Annotated in this window: 16 protein-coding genes; 6 read left to right on the top strand and 10 right to left on the bottom strand. The window is 43.1% G+C overall.

The features are described 5' to 3' along the window. Window positions 1-124: 124 nt before the first annotated feature. From FM038_RS04495 to rpiA, 7 genes are all read right to left on the bottom strand, one after another. A complete protein-coding gene (locus FM038_RS04495; protein ID WP_142872928.1) occupies window positions 125-1,327 on the bottom strand; it encodes an IS4 family transposase in 1,203 nt (400 codons plus the stop codon). A 166-nt stretch (window positions 1,328-1,493) separates the two neighbouring features. Continuing rightward, window positions 1,494-2,135 carry a hypothetical protein gene (locus tag FM038_RS04500; RefSeq protein ID WP_142872147.1) on the bottom strand — a complete coding sequence of 214 codons (642 nt, stop codon included), beginning with the start codon at window positions 2,133-2,135 and terminating at the stop codon, window positions 1,494-1,496. 318 nt (window positions 2,136-2,453) lie between these two features. Beyond that, entirely contained in the window at window positions 2,454-2,735 is a 282-nt protein-coding gene (locus FM038_RS04505; RefSeq protein ID WP_142872148.1) for a hypothetical protein, read from the bottom strand. Between the two features lie 497 nt (window positions 2,736-3,232). Beyond that, window positions 3,233-3,382, bottom strand: coding sequence for a hypothetical protein (locus tag FM038_RS04510; protein WP_142872149.1), 150 nt, complete (start codon window positions 3,380-3,382; stop codon window positions 3,233-3,235). Between the two features lie 305 nt (window positions 3,383-3,687). Further along, a complete protein-coding gene (locus FM038_RS04515; protein WP_142872150.1) occupies window positions 3,688-4,221 on the bottom strand; it encodes a hypothetical protein in 534 nt (177 codons plus the stop codon). Between the two features lie 74 nt (window positions 4,222-4,295). Further along, window positions 4,296-4,679 carry a hypothetical protein gene (locus tag FM038_RS04520; protein WP_142872151.1) on the bottom strand — a complete coding sequence of 128 codons (384 nt, stop codon included), beginning with the start codon at window positions 4,677-4,679 and terminating at the stop codon, window positions 4,296-4,298. 777 nt (window positions 4,680-5,456) lie between these two features. Further along, window positions 5,457-6,113 carry a ribose-5-phosphate isomerase RpiA gene (gene rpiA, locus FM038_RS04525; protein ID WP_142872152.1) on the bottom strand — a complete coding sequence of 219 codons (657 nt, stop codon included), beginning with the start codon at window positions 6,111-6,113 and terminating at the stop codon, window positions 5,457-5,459. A gap of 263 nt (window positions 6,114-6,376) precedes the next feature. Between rpiA and FM038_RS04530 the strand changes: the two genes are divergently transcribed. Together FM038_RS04530 and FM038_RS04535 are read left to right on the top strand one after the other, a co-directional pair. Next, window positions 6,377-7,342, top strand: a complete 966-nt coding sequence (locus tag FM038_RS04530; RefSeq protein ID WP_142872153.1) for a DUF808 domain-containing protein — start codon at window positions 6,377-6,379, stop codon at window positions 7,340-7,342. A gap of 173 nt (window positions 7,343-7,515) precedes the next feature. Then, a complete protein-coding gene (locus FM038_RS04535; protein WP_142872154.1) occupies window positions 7,516-8,184 on the top strand; it encodes a peptidylprolyl isomerase in 669 nt (222 codons plus the stop codon). A 33-nt stretch (window positions 8,185-8,217) separates the two neighbouring features. Here FM038_RS04535 and FM038_RS04540 read toward each other — a convergent pair whose 3' ends face one another. Further along, window positions 8,218-9,105 carry a LysR family transcriptional regulator gene (locus FM038_RS04540; RefSeq protein ID WP_142872155.1) on the bottom strand — a complete coding sequence of 296 codons (888 nt, stop codon included), beginning with the start codon at window positions 9,103-9,105 and terminating at the stop codon, window positions 8,218-8,220. A gap of 208 nt (window positions 9,106-9,313) precedes the next feature. On the opposite strand from FM038_RS04540, the gene FM038_RS04545 reads away from it, so the two are divergent. After that, window positions 9,314-9,715 (top strand): CidA/LrgA family protein, encoded by a 402-nt coding sequence (locus FM038_RS04545; RefSeq protein WP_142872929.1) that lies wholly within the window; start codon window positions 9,314-9,316, stop codon window positions 9,713-9,715. Between the two features lie 3 nt (window positions 9,716-9,718). Beyond that, window positions 9,719-10,426, top strand: a complete 708-nt coding sequence (locus tag FM038_RS04550; protein ID WP_142872156.1) for an LrgB family protein — start codon at window positions 9,719-9,721, stop codon at window positions 10,424-10,426. Window positions 10,427-10,439: 13 nt separating this feature from the next. Here the strand turns inward: FM038_RS04550 and FM038_RS04555 are convergent, their stop codons facing one another. After that, a complete protein-coding gene (locus FM038_RS04555) occupies window positions 10,440-10,868 on the bottom strand; it encodes a CBS domain-containing protein (RefSeq protein ID WP_142872157.1) in 429 nt (142 codons plus the stop codon). 195 nt (window positions 10,869-11,063) lie between these two features. Between FM038_RS04555 and FM038_RS04560 the strand changes: the two genes are divergently transcribed. Both FM038_RS04560 and FM038_RS04565 read left to right on the top strand, forming a co-directional pair. Further along, window positions 11,064-12,836 carry an alkaline phosphatase D family protein gene (locus FM038_RS04560; protein ID WP_142872158.1) on the top strand — a complete coding sequence of 591 codons (1,773 nt, stop codon included), beginning with the start codon at window positions 11,064-11,066 and terminating at the stop codon, window positions 12,834-12,836. Between the two features lie 325 nt (window positions 12,837-13,161). After that, window positions 13,162-13,728 carry a phosphoribosyltransferase gene (locus FM038_RS04565; RefSeq protein WP_142872159.1) on the top strand — a complete coding sequence of 189 codons (567 nt, stop codon included), beginning with the start codon at window positions 13,162-13,164 and terminating at the stop codon, window positions 13,726-13,728. 73 nt (window positions 13,729-13,801) lie between these two features. On the opposite strand, the gene FM038_RS04570 is transcribed toward FM038_RS04565, so the two are convergent. Then, window positions 13,802-14,014, bottom strand: a complete 213-nt coding sequence (locus FM038_RS04570; RefSeq protein WP_142872160.1) for a hypothetical protein — start codon at window positions 14,012-14,014, stop codon at window positions 13,802-13,804. Between the last annotated feature and the right edge of the window lie 202 nt (window positions 14,015-14,216).

Raw genomic sequence — 14,216 nt, forward strand, 5'->3', positions numbered from 1 at the left:
TTCAACACCTTTAACTTCAGACCCAATATTAAGGGTAGCCTCCGAATAAATAGAGCCATATATGAACGACAAAGGGGTCAAAGGGGTCAACAAAGGGGTCAGAGCCTGAGGGATCCCCACGAATTTAATAGCATGCTTGTGGATCCCTAACTATTTCTTTCAGTGACGAAATAGCTGCTCGCCAATGGTGTTTCAACAGCTTCAACAGCTTCAACTTCTTATCCTTGTATGCCCTTAATCCAATAAATTGGTTTGAGAGTACGTTACGATGTTTAATTGAGTTAGCTTGATATTGCCTGTGTTTATCCGCTGCCTTTACAGCTAAACCTAGCAGATACAACATAAACTGAGATAGACTTGCAATGATTAATAACACGTTAAGTTTTCTAACAATTCTAGTCCTACTGTCATTCATCTTTAGGCCAGTTTTCACATCCCTAAAGCTCTCCTCAATTTGCATTCGAGTTGCATAGCACTTAACGATTTTCTTAGCTGTAGTGCTCGAGCTACACAGTGATGTGGCGAGTAGCCAAGGCTCTTTTTCTCTTGCTGCACTGGCGCGAGAGCGCTTATCTTTTCTGATATCATCACCCTTTGCGTTCATGTCTTTACGACCTTTTGGGTGACGTTTATAGATAACTAAACGGGTTTTAAATCCAACAGTTTGGCCTAGCAGAAATTCACCTAGGCTCTGAGCGCGAGAGGTCGCTTTCATATATAAGTTTTTGATTGGTTGCCAGTCATACTCACCCGATTTGAAGCATTGAGTTCTGTTTCTGACGCGGCCTACGTAATCCCACTCAAGCGATAACACTTGCTTAAACCAAGGTATACGAAACCCTGCATCGGTCACGATAATAGGCTTGCAGTTACTTGGTAGCATCGCCTTCAGCCGAGTCATAAATTGCAGGTGAATTTTAGGTTTTTCTTTCAGGTTTAACGGAAGAATCTCTTCATAGAGTGTTAAAGAGCGCCCTTGAGCAGCAAGGGAAGCGCGGATTAGAAAGCTCTCCTTTTTGTCATCTAAATCAGACCAATCGATATGGATTATTGGCTGTGGCATTTTGCCCACCAATAGATAAGCCATGCGAGTATAGATGAGCTTGATATCACGGTGTAACTTAGTGTTAGAGCAGAGCCTATCGACACGCTTAATCTTGTGCTTTTCCAAGGTATTACTATCAATGTCGCGGCCAAGACCTGTGATTGATAGGGAGCCACCATTCATTGAGCTTTCGATTGCTGAAAACAAACTCTGTCGGCGAGTTTTATGCATTAATGGGGTGACAAGGGAGAGACATTTTGATAAAACTTGCTTTGCATTCATGGCATTTACTCGTGGTAATTTTTGTTTGGCGATAAATTTGATCACCAAATGCCATGAATGTTCCTCAGTATTTTTCCTATCTTATTATTTCTGCTTATCTTTTTGTGGGGATCCCTCAGGTTCTGACCCCTTTGTCTTCCACGCGGCCTATCCTTATTAGTTATGTTTATTTTTTATCGGTGACTGCGCTAATAGCCTTGATCATGAAACGTTTAGAGTATAGCGGTGACTCAAACCTAGCAGGGGTCACTCTAATCGCTGAAGTGACTAGAGCTTCAATAGCGTCCGTTAACCCCTCCTCATTATATGCCATTGATCGATCATTACTAGCGTATGGAAGATCTGGATTTATTGTTAAACATGGAACCGTAGGGTGATCTATTTCCTTAAGGTATGCGTGAAACGCACCTTGCGGAAGGTGCATGCCGAACTCTCTCCAAGCGTACTTTTTACCCCAATAGTAACCATCTACCGCTTGGTGTGTAACACGTGTATCATTTTTTTCTTTGTTGACAGCGTGTTTATCTAAAGCTTCTTGTTGTGCAAATAAATAACTTAATACGGGATTAACTCCCTGATTTTTAGCCACGCACGATAGGTCAACAATTTTGTTATCATCTTCGATATAGAAGCCAATACTGTAGTGTTCTCCAGCCTCTAGCTCCGGAGTCCCGTTAGCGACGAATGAGTAAACTGTATCTGTATTTTCAGGAGTAAATGAGTGCGTAAACTTACCGTCACCATTTGAAGATATGGAGTAATTACTAACAATTAAATCTTGTATTGTATTTAGTTTTCTTGATTTCATAATATGCTTCTCCAGCATTGCAAATAGACCCACTATATGCGGGGATATTTAGATTTTTCAAGATCCAATAATAAACATAACAGCTGTATAGTGCGCATGCGCACATATTTTATTAACGTGCATGTACAATTAATAAACCTATTTTTTCAAAACACGCATAGAAATTAAGAGTGGATTAATCAAGATACCCATGATTAGCAATCGTGGGTGTCTTGGCTATACCTAAAGCCAGGTCATCCAATAAAGCCAAAATAATCAAAAGAGCTAAAAGCTAATGTGTTTTGACCCCTTTATCTGCGCGCGGCCTATCCTTATTAGTTATGTGTTTTTATTGAGCCCTGAAACTGATTTAATATCACCATACTCACACTCGATAGATATATTAATGCTACCCTGTTTTAAATTAAATTTAGTGTAATCTATATATTCAGATCTATATTTTTTACCAACACCATTAAACCTAAATGGTTCAAGTTCAAACTCACCGGAATAACCCGCATCATTCAGTTTAAGACAAGCTTTTTCTGCAGCTTCCTGCACTGTTCCATACCTATCCTTTGAAATATCAGACTCCGACATATTAAATGTTACTTTTGACAAGATTCCCTCCTAATGATGAATAATCAACCAAACTACTGAAACATATAACGGCTGCATAGCGCGCATGCGCACATATTTTATTAACGCGCATGCACAATTAATAAACCTATTATTTTGCAAAACGCGTATATAAAATCAGGATCAGAGTAAACTTTATCACTTGGTGCTTGTATGTGGTCACTGAGTAGACCCTTTACAAGCTAATGATTGGCTTTTTCTTCCCTGAATGGCGTTCCCTTGTCGATGTAAGAGTTTCACCTGCGTTTCCCTAACTGCACACACATTAACCTACTTTTACTGTGGGTTTCAACATCTCCATCACATTTTTCTAATTGAAGTATAAAACTCTGTGTTTTGCCCTAGCTTTCTGTTCTTGTTATTATTTTTCGATTAGTTTACGGCAGTAATAGAGGGTTGTTACCACCACTCGTAACCCATGAGACAAGCCGTCACCTACTTCAAACAATGGAATAGCTGACAGGTTTTATTAATTTTAACTAGTTTTTACATCCATTTTTATCACAGGTAATTCGTTCATGAGATGAATTCCAGTGTTCGGAGTTCTTTTTTGTATCAGTTCCACAACCTGTTTTACCACCTTTATTTCCTTGGTGAACAATTCCTGTTGGTGTGTGTTTAACAGCCATGCTAGCTCCTTTTTATGTAGGTTTTTTGGTAGTTATTTCAATAATTAAAATGGTGCTACCCATTGTTTAATCTAACTGACTGGGTGTTTTTGGGGAAAGCTTTTCGACATAAAGAAGGGGAGAGATTGATGTGAATCAATTGCTTGCAATTTTCTCTCTGATTTTTGAAAAGAGTGATCGCTGCTACCTTGTCTTCATCCCGGAATGGCTGCGTTCCCCTACCTGAACACAAAACAACCTATTCGTTATGTGGTTTTGAAGATCGAAACAAGTTGTTTTTTTATATATCGGCTATTTTAAGTAACCTATGTTTTGCTAATATCTTTAGATAAAGTTTCATTAATCTCGAACTTTTCACCATACACAGATTCATAAGTTATTTTGATACCAAATTTTTCAAGTTCCATATAAAGTGAGTCAAGGTCAAATTGTGGCGGTAACGGTACTGATAATATTGATACTGAAGTATTCGGTTGAACAGCAAAGGGGCTCAACATATGATTAACTGTACCACGCTTAACAACCCTTTCTACTTCTGCTTTGAGCTCTTTAGTATTGAAGTCAAAGTGCGCACCTTCGGCATTATAAAAAACACCATTTTTTATAAACCCTGGTCCCATACCAAAATTGTCCAACAGTATTGATACTACAAGATTTTGATCGTTCTTTTCTGCTTTAAAGTGAGTAGATAGAACAGGCTTGATTGAAAGGCGGTTGTGTATTCGCTGGGCCTTTAATTGGTTAATAGTTAACCAAACAACTATAGCTGCTATTATTGTTGATAATATTGCGGCAAAGGCGGAAGCAATTGGCGAAATTGACTCTAAAAAGTCCATCATAAACAGGTAACTTCCTTGTATTCCTTAGATAAAAAAACTAAACAATCCATAATTTTTATAGTGGATCTAGCTTGTTAAACTAACTTAGCTACTGATTTGATTAGGCTCTTGGTGAAGTCACGTTGCCAGAGATAGTACATCTGTACGATGTAAAGTGGGGATATGAGTAGCCCTCCTAAAACCCAATGCCGACCACTTTCTACGAAGCTATTGAGTGAATTTAAGTAGAAAATGAATAGGCCGATAAACAGAACCATTAAGCAGTGTGTTTTAACTATCTCGTAAGTCACGGCGCTGTAGTTGAATCTTTTGGCTCTAATCTTCTTTAATTCTGACAGTTTCACCTTTCTGAAAAATTGCTTTAGCTTTGTTTTACCAACTTTTAACGCCCAAGTTAAAAACAAACCCATTAGGACTGCGGGTATAGCATTGATCCAAATATTGATGATTTCATCCATGATAGACATTCCATTCTAATGGGGGATTATGTCCCATAACCTTATCTTATGACTGATTACCGAGTTTTTTCCTGATGTGACAGCCAGTAAAATCAGGGTCAAAGTAAACTTTATCACTTGGTGCTTGCATGTGGTCACTGAGTAGACCCTTTACAAGCTAATGATTGGCTTTTTCTTCCCTGAATGGCGTTCCCTTGTCGATGTAAGAGTGTGCCCTGCGTTTCCCTAACTGCACACACATTAACCTACTTTTACTCTCGCTTACAATAGTGAATTCAACATCTCCATCACATTTTCCTAATGAAAATATAAAACTCTGTGTTTTGCCCTAGCTTTCTGTTCTTGTTCTGTTTTTTGTTTGGTTTATGGGATTGTTTGCGGCAGCGCAGGCTGCTTCATTACTGCTTTTGTGTCGCTTAAACTCTGAGCGACCAAGGCTAGCACTCAAGGGAAAGGAGCGAGTAAGGTTACTTGTTTTTAGAACATTCAGTGCAGATGCGGCTGCGAGCTTCCAAATCAGGGATGATTTGGTAGAGCTTCCATGGATGGACTTGCAGCGACTCGCAGAAGTAACTGCACAATCCTCGCCGGACAGGCGATAGATAACCATGAAGGTCCGACTTTCAACTATCGACCAAATAAAACAACTATCAATGAAAAAACAACACTGGTAAGCAGACACAAAAAAGCCACCCGTTAAAAGAGTGGCTTAGCTCAACAAGTTCCTAGGCTCTAGTTCCTAGAAACCTAGTCACTTCTGAGAAGCAATAAAACGGTCTACTTAACCGTTTTAACCCCTTCTGGTGTGCCCACTAACAACACATCTGCACCGCGCTTTGCGAACAAACCGTTCGTCACTACGCCGACGATTTGATTGATCTGTTCTTCAAGCTCTTTTGGCTTCATGATCTTCATGTTGTACACATCTAAGATGATGTTGCCGTTATCAGTCAGACAACCTTCACGGTATACCGGATCGCCGCCAAGCTTAACCAGTTGACGTGCTACATAAGAGCGTGCCATAGGGATGACTTCTACTGGCAGTGGAAACTCACCTAAGATATCGACCTGCTTAGTGTTATCAACGATACAGATAAACTTCTCGGCAACCGCTGAGACGATTTTCTCACGGGTAAGTGCAGCGCCGCCGCCCTTGATCATGTCCATGTGGCCGTTGATCTCATCGGCGCCATCAACATAAACAGAAAGCTCGTTTACTGAGTTGAGATCGTAAACAGGAATGCCCAATGCTTTCATTTTTTCTGTCGATGCTTCAGAGCTAGAAACAGCACCTTCGATATCGGCTTTCATTGTGGCTAATGCATCGATGAAATGATTAACAGTTGAACCTGTACCTACACCAACAATGCTATCTTTTTCAACATATTGCAGAGCAGCCCAACCCGCGGCTTTTTTCATCTCATCTTGTGTCATGGTCGTTTCCTGTTAGGAGTATTTAAAATTCTGCCGTCATTATACCCGAGCCGCGTCAAAATGCTCGATTTGCTCAAACTTGAATTTTTATGTGGCTCGGGGAAAATTAAAACAAGTTAATTTTTTGCTGGTGGTAAAAGTCAGAGTCAAAGAGTAACTTTGCATAAAGTCATTAAGTTTGGTTTAAGCATTTGACTGCTTAAGCAAGCATGTATGAGATCTGCACGGGTTTGCAGCATTTAGGAAAAGGAAAAGGGAACACTATGGCTGGAGTTAGCCTGCTTACATTGTTAGATGATATTGCCGCTATCTTGGATGATGTGGCCTTGATGAGTAAAGTTGCAGCGAAAAAAACTGCCGGTGTCTTAGGTGATGATTTGGCGCTTAATGCCCAACAAGTTTCAGGCGTGAGTGCCGATAGAGAGCTGCCCGTTGTTTGGGCCGTGGCCGTGGGATCGTTTCGTAACAAGTGTATTTTAGTGCCAGCGGCTCTGCTTATCAGTGCATTTATCCCTTGGGCCGTAACGCCTTTGCTGATGTTTGGTGGCTTGTATCTGTGTTACGAGGGCTTTGAAAAATTACATCACACCTATGAGAAGCGAAAAGCTAAGCAAGCGAGTTTAACTCAAGGTGGTTGTGATGCTAATGATGCCGTACAAGTTGAAGATGACATCCCCTTAATCGATGATCTTCAGGCCTATGAAGCTCAGAAGATTAAAGGCGCTATCCGAACTGACTTTGTCTTATCTGCGGAGATCATTGCCATCACCTTAGGCGTGGTTGCCGAGAGTAGTTTTCTGACTCAAGTCGTTACGCTATCAGTTATTGCCTTGTTGATGACCATAGGGGTTTATGGTTTGGTTGCTGGCATCGTTAAGCTTGATGATGCTGGCTTGTATCTGAGCCAGAGAAAAGGCGAAGGGTTATTGACGCGCTTTGGGCGCTGGTTCGGCGAGAAGCTGGTGAATGCGGCGCCTTACTTGATGCGAGGACTGACCATAGTCGGCACTGTGGCTATGTTTATGGTTGGCGGCGGCATTTTAACCCATGGGCTTCATTGGATGAGTGTGCAGATTGAAACCGCTGCCCTGTGGGTCGAGCCGCTAGCGCTAATTGGCCCTGTGTTGTCTTTTCTTACTCCAAGCCTGCTTAATACCATTTTTGGTGTGTTTGCTGGTGCAATCGCTTTGCTATTTATATCCACAGTGCAAAAACTAAAAGCAGCCTAGATGTTTTAGTTTGTATCATACATTGTTTATTTTGTTGAATATTAAGCTACATCTTTGTAACATCCCTTCGGTCTTAAGTAGTCATTGTCCGGACTTAGGTCAATTTGGTATTAAATCCGAATTGACCTTAAATACAAAAATAATCAGCCGGTAAGCAGTCGATAGGGATATAAATGAAAAAATTTACATTAAGCTTAGCTTCAAGCGTCGTTATAGCATCTTTGCTCACAGCCTGTGGTGGGGGAAGCGACTCCGGTGATTCAGGTGGAACACCAACACCGCCGCCGACACCTGAGCCTACGCCAGAATTAGCTCAAGATTATTGTTATACCATGAGTACGAGCATGGGAGACATTGGCTTGGCGATCGACACCACTAACACTCCAATCACGGGTGAAAACTTTAAGCAGTATGTCGATGCTGGCTTCTATGATGGCTTAATATTCCATCGAGTGATCCACCAGTTTATGGTGCAAACAGGTGGATTTAAACCCGGGCTTATTTATAGCGAAGGTAATGATCCAATCGTCAATGAGTCTGCAGTCGGTTTTAGTAACCTGCGTGGTACCTTATCTATGGCGAGAGGCAGTGCTGCTAACTCTGCGAGCTCACAGTTCTTTATTAACTCTGTTGATAATGAGTTTTTAGATAAAGCCAATGCACAGGATGGTTATGGATATGCTGTTTTTGGTCAGGTGTTTGAAGGTATAGAAGTTGTTGATCAGATGGATATCGTCGATACCGCGAATGCTGTGTCGGACAATAGCGGCACCTTTCAAGATGTTCCGGTAGAAGATATTGTGATTAGTAGCATCTCTGAAATTACTTGCCCGGCGACATAAGCTATTTCTCCTTTAGGCCAAACTAAGCCCTGTTTAAACAGGGCTTGTTGATTTTATCATCTCTACCATGGCCTGTGCTGCGAAGGAAAGAGGCGTTTCTCGTCGCCAAAATAGCGACATTTTCCATCTCAAGTCTGAGCCGACAAGTGGCACCGAAACAACGCCGGTCACACTATGACGCTCGGCGATCATCTTGGGCAGTAACATATTGCCTGCACCTGCGGCGACGAGAGCGATGCCAAATTCTGCCTGACTTATTCGAGTGATATTTTTCGGCGTAAAACCCGCTTGCTCACAGCTGTCGATGACCATGCTATGCAGGGAGAAACCTGGTTCGAACATAATTTGTGGCTCGAGGGAGATCTGTTCCAGTCTCAATGACTGCGCCTTAGCTAATACATGATGTTTAGGTAAAACGACGACCATAGGCTCTTCACGTACTAGGATGCCTTCAAATTGCTTATCGAGCGCTATGATGCCTGTAGCTAGCTCTATCTCTCCTTTAATCAAGGCCTCTTTTTGCTCTACTGAACCACGGACTAATAACTCCATCTCGATCTTAGGGTAAGTGTCTCGGTACTTTGCAATAACAGGAGCGAAGAGCTCGGCGCTACCCAGCGGAGCCAAACCGAGTTTTAACTGACCTGAGGTTAGCCCGCGTTGAGCGGCGAGTTCATTGAGTAAGGCTTGCTTGTTAGCCAGTAAGGTTTGCCCATGACGGTAGACTAGCTCTCCGGCTGGGGTGAGTTTGACTCGAGTGCCTCGCTTGCCGCGTTCGAGCAGAGTGACATCCAGTTCATGTTCAAGTTGTTGAATCGCTTTCGATAGAGCGGGTTGAGTGATGTGGACCTTCTTAGATGCCTTGGCAAAGCCGCCGGAGTCGACTATCTCAATAAGATAACCAATAACACGTAGATCCATCTGTATAACCTTTTGGAATGTATTCTATGATTAATATTCATTTTTTTTATCGATAGTGCAAGTTTAAACTTGCACTACTGCTAATGAATGAGTTTATCGACCTATGCCTGCTTCATATGTCTCCAATGAAAGTGATAAAAACTCTCGCTTCACCAAAGAGGGGAGAGCAACTGACTGCGTTGTAAAGAGCAATGGTAAGTTGAGAGTGATGCTACAGACCTTGGCGCAGGTTGGTCTGTTTAGTTTGTTGGCGGTTATCTGCGTGCAAGCCGAGCAATACTTTGATTTGCCTATTCCCGGGAGCGTCATAGGTCTGGCCATAGTCCTGTTTCTCTTGTTGACTAAGGCTATTCCCGAACGCAGTGTTAGCTTAGGCTCGGCCTGGCTGATCGGTGAGCTGCTACTGTTTTTTATCCCTCCAGTGGTCTCTGTGATTAAATATCAGAGTTTATTTGAGCATTATGGTGTTCGGCTGATAGTGATGTTAGTGCTGGGGACGGTATTTGTGTTGGTGGGAACAGGGTTCGTGGTCGACCGTGTTTTTCGTTTCGAGCGTAGAATGAATCGTCAACGCGCTCAGGCTTTGCTGGCACCGAGTATGGAAGGTTAACTGATGGCTATGTTCGAAGATACAGGCCTGGCTTTGGTAGGCATTTTTAGTTTAGTGATGACACTGGCGTGTTACGCGGGGGCTAAATATGCCTATGGAAAATTCAAGTTCTGGTGGTTGTCGCCCATCATGCTGGCACCGCTAGGGATTATCTCTCTGGTCTTGTTGCTGGATATTCCCTTACCTAGCTATTTTCACTTCAGTCATCTGTTAACTTTGATGTTGACGCCAGCGGTCATCGCCTTCGCTGTGCCTATCTATCGTGAGCGGCACTTAATTGCTAAATACCCACTCACGCTTTCCATCGGTGTGGTCGTCGGCCTCCTATTAGGCTTAATCTCGTCCTGGGGCCTGTCTAAGCTAGTCTCTCTGCCACCCGAGCTCGCTCAGAGTGTGCTAGTCCGTTTCGTTTCTACGCCTTTTGCCATGGAAGCAACATCGAGCTTTGGTGGTGTGCCTGAACTGACAGCCATGTTGGTTTTGCTCACTGGGGTATTAGGCATGATAATTTGTGGGCCTATTTTTAGGCTGGCAAAAATTAACACATCTCTGGGTAAGGGCGCCGCGCTCGGTGCATCGGCTCATGGTGTCGGCGCGGCAAAAGCGTCTGAGATAGGGGAAGAGGAAGGCGTTGTCGCCAGCCTTACCATGATTTTTACCGGTATTGCTATGGTCTTAACTGCCCCCTTGTTTAGTCCGTTTTTTATCTAGTGCTTTGGCGAGTTCACTCTTTCGAATGTTTTAGCAACTTGGCGCATAATTTCACAAAGTCTGAAGAGGTGACTATGCCTTTTACATTTCCTGCATCGTCTATCACGGGCAAGCATCCGAGTTTATTGTCGATAAAGTATTCCACCACTATCGATAGTGGCTCATCGACGGTGAGGTGCTGGTGATCTGTGTCCATAATACTTGCGACCGTTTGCGCCCGCTCTTTTCTGTCCAAGGCATCACTGCCATATTTAGTCACTAAGGACATGACTATCGATACCATTTTCTTGTGGGTCAGGATGCCGACTAAGCGTGAGTCTTGCTCTGAGATCACAGGTAAATGACGAACATTGCGGCTGTTCATCAGTGCATGGGCATCTTTTAGGTTAGCCTGATCACTAATACAGACCACTTGGGTGGTCATAATCTCTTGTACATTCATTCGCAGCTCCCTTATATGGTTAGCGTGGATCACTCATTGGCAATGATTCAATTTCAGCTTAATTAATATACCCCAATTTTCACACTTTGAGGACGATGTCGACCTAATAGACATTGTGTAACATAAATGTAATGGTAGTGTTGCATGATACTTGTTAGACCTCTTACCACTTCATGTTTTACAAGGATAATAATAATGAAACGGAGCTTTACACGCCGGGATTTCCTGGAAATATCGGCTAAAGGTGTGGGTGCAGCAGTGGTGTCATATGGCTTGATGGGCTGTAGTGACAGTGATAATAGCAGTGAAGATAGCGCTAAAGCTGAATTTCTTCATGGGGTAGCCAGTGGCGACCCGAGTCATGATTCGGTTATTTTATGGACCCGAGTGACCCCTGAGTCCGAAGGTGAAATCACCGTAGGTTGGGAGCTGGCGACAGACACAGGTTTTGAAAATCTGGTCACTAATGGCGAGACAACCACTAGCGCTGAGCGGGATCACACCATAAAAATAGATGCTATGGGGCTGGATGCTGGGACGAAATATTTCTATCGATTTAAACAGGGAGACTCGGTATCTGACGTTGGCTGTGCCATCACTTTACCCCAAGGTGCTGTTGAGCAGGTGAAGCTAGCTGTGCTTTCTTGTGCAAACTTTCCAGCGGGTCATTTTAATGTCTATGCGTTGGCGGCAGAACAGGAAGAGCTCGATGCAATCATTCATCTCGGGGATTACATCTATGAATATGCCCGTGGCGAATATGCCAGTGAACATGCTGCAGAACTCGGTCGTGAAGTACTGCCTGAAGGTGAGCTACTGAGTCTATCTGATTACCGCACTCGTTATGCGCAATACCGGAGCGATCCTAGCTTGAGTGGCCTTCACGCCAAGGTGCCTTTTATCACAGTATGGGACGATCATGAGGTCGCTAATGATACATGGCAGCATGGCGCAGAGAATCACAATGAAGAAGACGGTGATTTCGATGCAAGAAAGCAAGCCGCGTTGCAAGCATATTTCGAGTGGCTGCCTATTCGTCCTTGGCGAGAGGGCAATCACGAAGAGATCTATCGCTCGTTTAGTTTCGGCGACTTGGTCGATCTACATATGCTCGATACCCGCGTCTTAGCCCGTGATAAACCTCTCGATTATGCAGACTTTATCGATCCAGTTACCCAAGCCATGGATAGCCAAAAGTTTATGGCAGAAGTCACCGGGACTGAGCGTACCTTGTTAGGAGCGGAGCAGCTTCAGTGGCTGCAGGGAAATCTGTTAACTGCAACGGGGAAGTGGCAAGTGTTGGGCCAGCAAGTCTTAATGGGAAGTATGTTGTTGCCTGCTGCGATTGCGATGCAAAAGCTCAGCGTCACTGAATTTGGAGAGCTTGCTGCACTGGCGCAAATAGTTGCCCGATGGGATGCAAAAGATCCAACCATTACCGCCTTTGAATATACCTTCATGATTGAAAATCAGCATAGGCTGACACCTGAAGCCATGGGGCTATTGCAGATGCCGGCAGTGCCTTATAACTTAGATGCTTGGGATGGATACGCCTATGAGCGTGAAGTGGTGCTTGCTACTGCTAAATCTAATGGCTGTAACTTAGTCGTCCTCGCAGGTGATACCCATAATGCCTGGGCTAATGAGCTCACCGATAGTCACGGCGATAAGGTGGGTGTCGAGTTTGCGACGAGTTCTGTCTCCTCTCCTGGCCTTGAGTATTACTTAGGGATCCCAGAAGATCAGCAGGTACAGGTTGAGGCGGGTATTTTAGATATGGTTGGTGGACTTAAATACACTAACCTAAGAAACCGTGGTTTTATGGTGCTGACATTTACTAAAGAGCAAGTACGCAGTGATTGGCACTATGTTGATACGATTTTGTCTGCAGACTTTAGCGAAGATATGAGCAAGCAACACAGCGTCGTTTGCATGATGGGCAATGCTCAAGTCACAGCTGTCAGCTAGATGCTTGACTGATACTGCTTATTACAATGAGCCAGCCCCTAGGACTGGCTCTTTTCTTCTCTGTTTATATGTATCGATCAATGAGCAGCTTTGTTCTTATGTGTTGAGGCGCTGGATGAAAAAATTCGGTCTGGTGTCTAAGTTTTTATTTTAAATGAGGCAACAAATCTCATTTTAGTATAAAATTCGGCCCCAAAATCTGGTAGATGCCTACACTTTAGCCTGTGATTATTTCACGGGTATAAAATAGCGCATATTCCGCCTTTGGAATGAGCGTTTTGCCTACCGAGTTGACCTAAATAAATAACAAGATGGGGATGGTCGAATGTCAGATAAACATTTTATTACAGCACAGGGATTGCTCGAAGATTCATTTCGCCTGGCGGCGCAGGTTTATGAGAGTGGTTTTCGTCCGCAATTTATCGTCGGGATCTGGCGTGGTGGTGCACCTATAGGGATTGCGGTGCAGGAATATTTCGATTTTAAAGAGGTTGAAACCGATCATATCGCGGTTCGTACCTCTTCTTATTATGGGATCGGCACCGACAAACAGAATAAAAAAATCAAGGTTCATGGACTGCATTATATTGTTGAGAATGCCAATGCTGATGACGGACTGTTAATTGTCGATGATGTGTTCGATTCTGGTCGTAGTATTCATGCCCTTAAAGAAAATCTCAGTGAGTTAATGCGCCTGAATATGCCAAAAGATGTGCGTATTGCCTGCCCTTACTATAAGCCCAAGAATACGTCTGTGCCGCTAAAGCCTGACTACTACATACATGAGTCGGAAGAGTGGTTAGTCTTTCCTCATGAAGTATCTGGATTATCGCCTGAGGAGATCCTCGAAGGTAAAAGCGACCTGGCGAATATTAGAGAGCTTTTCGTTTAACTCGATATCATTGGTTTCAAAAAGAAAGCCAGTGTAGAAATACACTGGCTTTTTATTGTTATACCGCTTGGTATTATAGCTTATCTATCTGTTCGCCAAGTTGATATGACTTATCGGTCACTATGGTTTCCAGCGTGGCGACACGCGCTTGCAGCTTAACTAATTCAGCCTTAAGTACATCTACCTCACCGGTATCAATACTGGTTTTTTTGTTATTATATTCTTTAAATGCTTTCACGCCGAATATGGCTACGATGGCAACGGTTATGACTTCAAATGGTCCCATGTGTCTAAATCCCTCTATGCTGTGCTAATTGTTGCTGTTTAATTTTTTACTCTAGAATAAATAAAGCAATGCTTGTGCCAAGAAGTTAATTATTAATTATCAGTGCCTTATGAAATCATTGATTCATCTCTTGGTCAAGTTCACTGTGCCTTGGCCTGTTTCACTAAAAGTTAATCATACAAGTCCGTTTACTAAAGGCCAA

This window comes from Shewanella eurypsychrophilus, assembly GCF_007004545.3.
Lineage (GTDB): Bacteria > Pseudomonadota > Gammaproteobacteria > Enterobacterales > Shewanellaceae > Shewanella > Shewanella eurypsychrophilus.

Bases quoted from the DNA above. Each gene is read 5' to 3' on its own strand.
- FM038_RS04495 (WP_142872928.1), bottom strand. From the start codon at position 1,327: ATGAATGCAAAGCAAGTTTTATCAAAATGTCTCTCCCTTGTCACCCCA.
- FM038_RS04500 (WP_142872147.1), bottom strand. From the start codon at position 2,135: ATGAAATCAAGAAAACTAAATACAATACAAGATTTAATTGTTAGTAAT.
- FM038_RS04510 (WP_142872149.1), bottom strand. From the start codon at position 3,382: ATGGCTGTTAAACACACACCAACAGGAATTGTTCACCAAGGAAATAAA.
- FM038_RS04515 (WP_142872150.1), bottom strand. From the start codon at position 4,221: ATGATGGACTTTTTAGAGTCAATTTCGCCAATTGCTTCCGCCTTTGCC.
- FM038_RS04520 (WP_142872151.1), bottom strand. From the start codon at position 4,679: ATGGATGAAATCATCAATATTTGGATCAATGCTATACCCGCAGTCCTA.
- rpiA (WP_142872152.1), bottom strand. From the start codon at position 6,113: ATGACACAAGATGAGATGAAAAAAGCCGCGGGTTGGGCTGCTCTGCAA.
- FM038_RS04530 (WP_142872153.1), top strand. From the start codon at position 6,377: ATGGCTGGAGTTAGCCTGCTTACATTGTTAGATGATATTGCCGCTATC.
- FM038_RS04535 (WP_142872154.1), top strand. From the start codon at position 7,516: ATGAAAAAATTTACATTAAGCTTAGCTTCAAGCGTCGTTATAGCATCT.
- FM038_RS04540 (WP_142872155.1), bottom strand. From the start codon at position 9,105: ATGGATCTACGTGTTATTGGTTATCTTATTGAGATAGTCGACTCCGGC.
- FM038_RS04545 (WP_142872929.1), top strand. From the start codon at position 9,314: ATGCTACAGACCTTGGCGCAGGTTGGTCTGTTTAGTTTGTTGGCGGTT.
- FM038_RS04550 (WP_142872156.1), top strand. From the start codon at position 9,719: ATGGCTATGTTCGAAGATACAGGCCTGGCTTTGGTAGGCATTTTTAGT.
- FM038_RS04555 (WP_142872157.1), bottom strand. From the start codon at position 10,868: ATGAATGTACAAGAGATTATGACCACCCAAGTGGTCTGTATTAGTGAT.
- FM038_RS04560 (WP_142872158.1), top strand. From the start codon at position 11,064: ATGAAACGGAGCTTTACACGCCGGGATTTCCTGGAAATATCGGCTAAA.
- FM038_RS04565 (WP_142872159.1), top strand. From the start codon at position 13,162: ATGTCAGATAAACATTTTATTACAGCACAGGGATTGCTCGAAGATTCA.
- FM038_RS04570 (WP_142872160.1), bottom strand. From the start codon at position 14,014: ATGGGACCATTTGAAGTCATAACCGTTGCCATCGTAGCCATATTCGGC.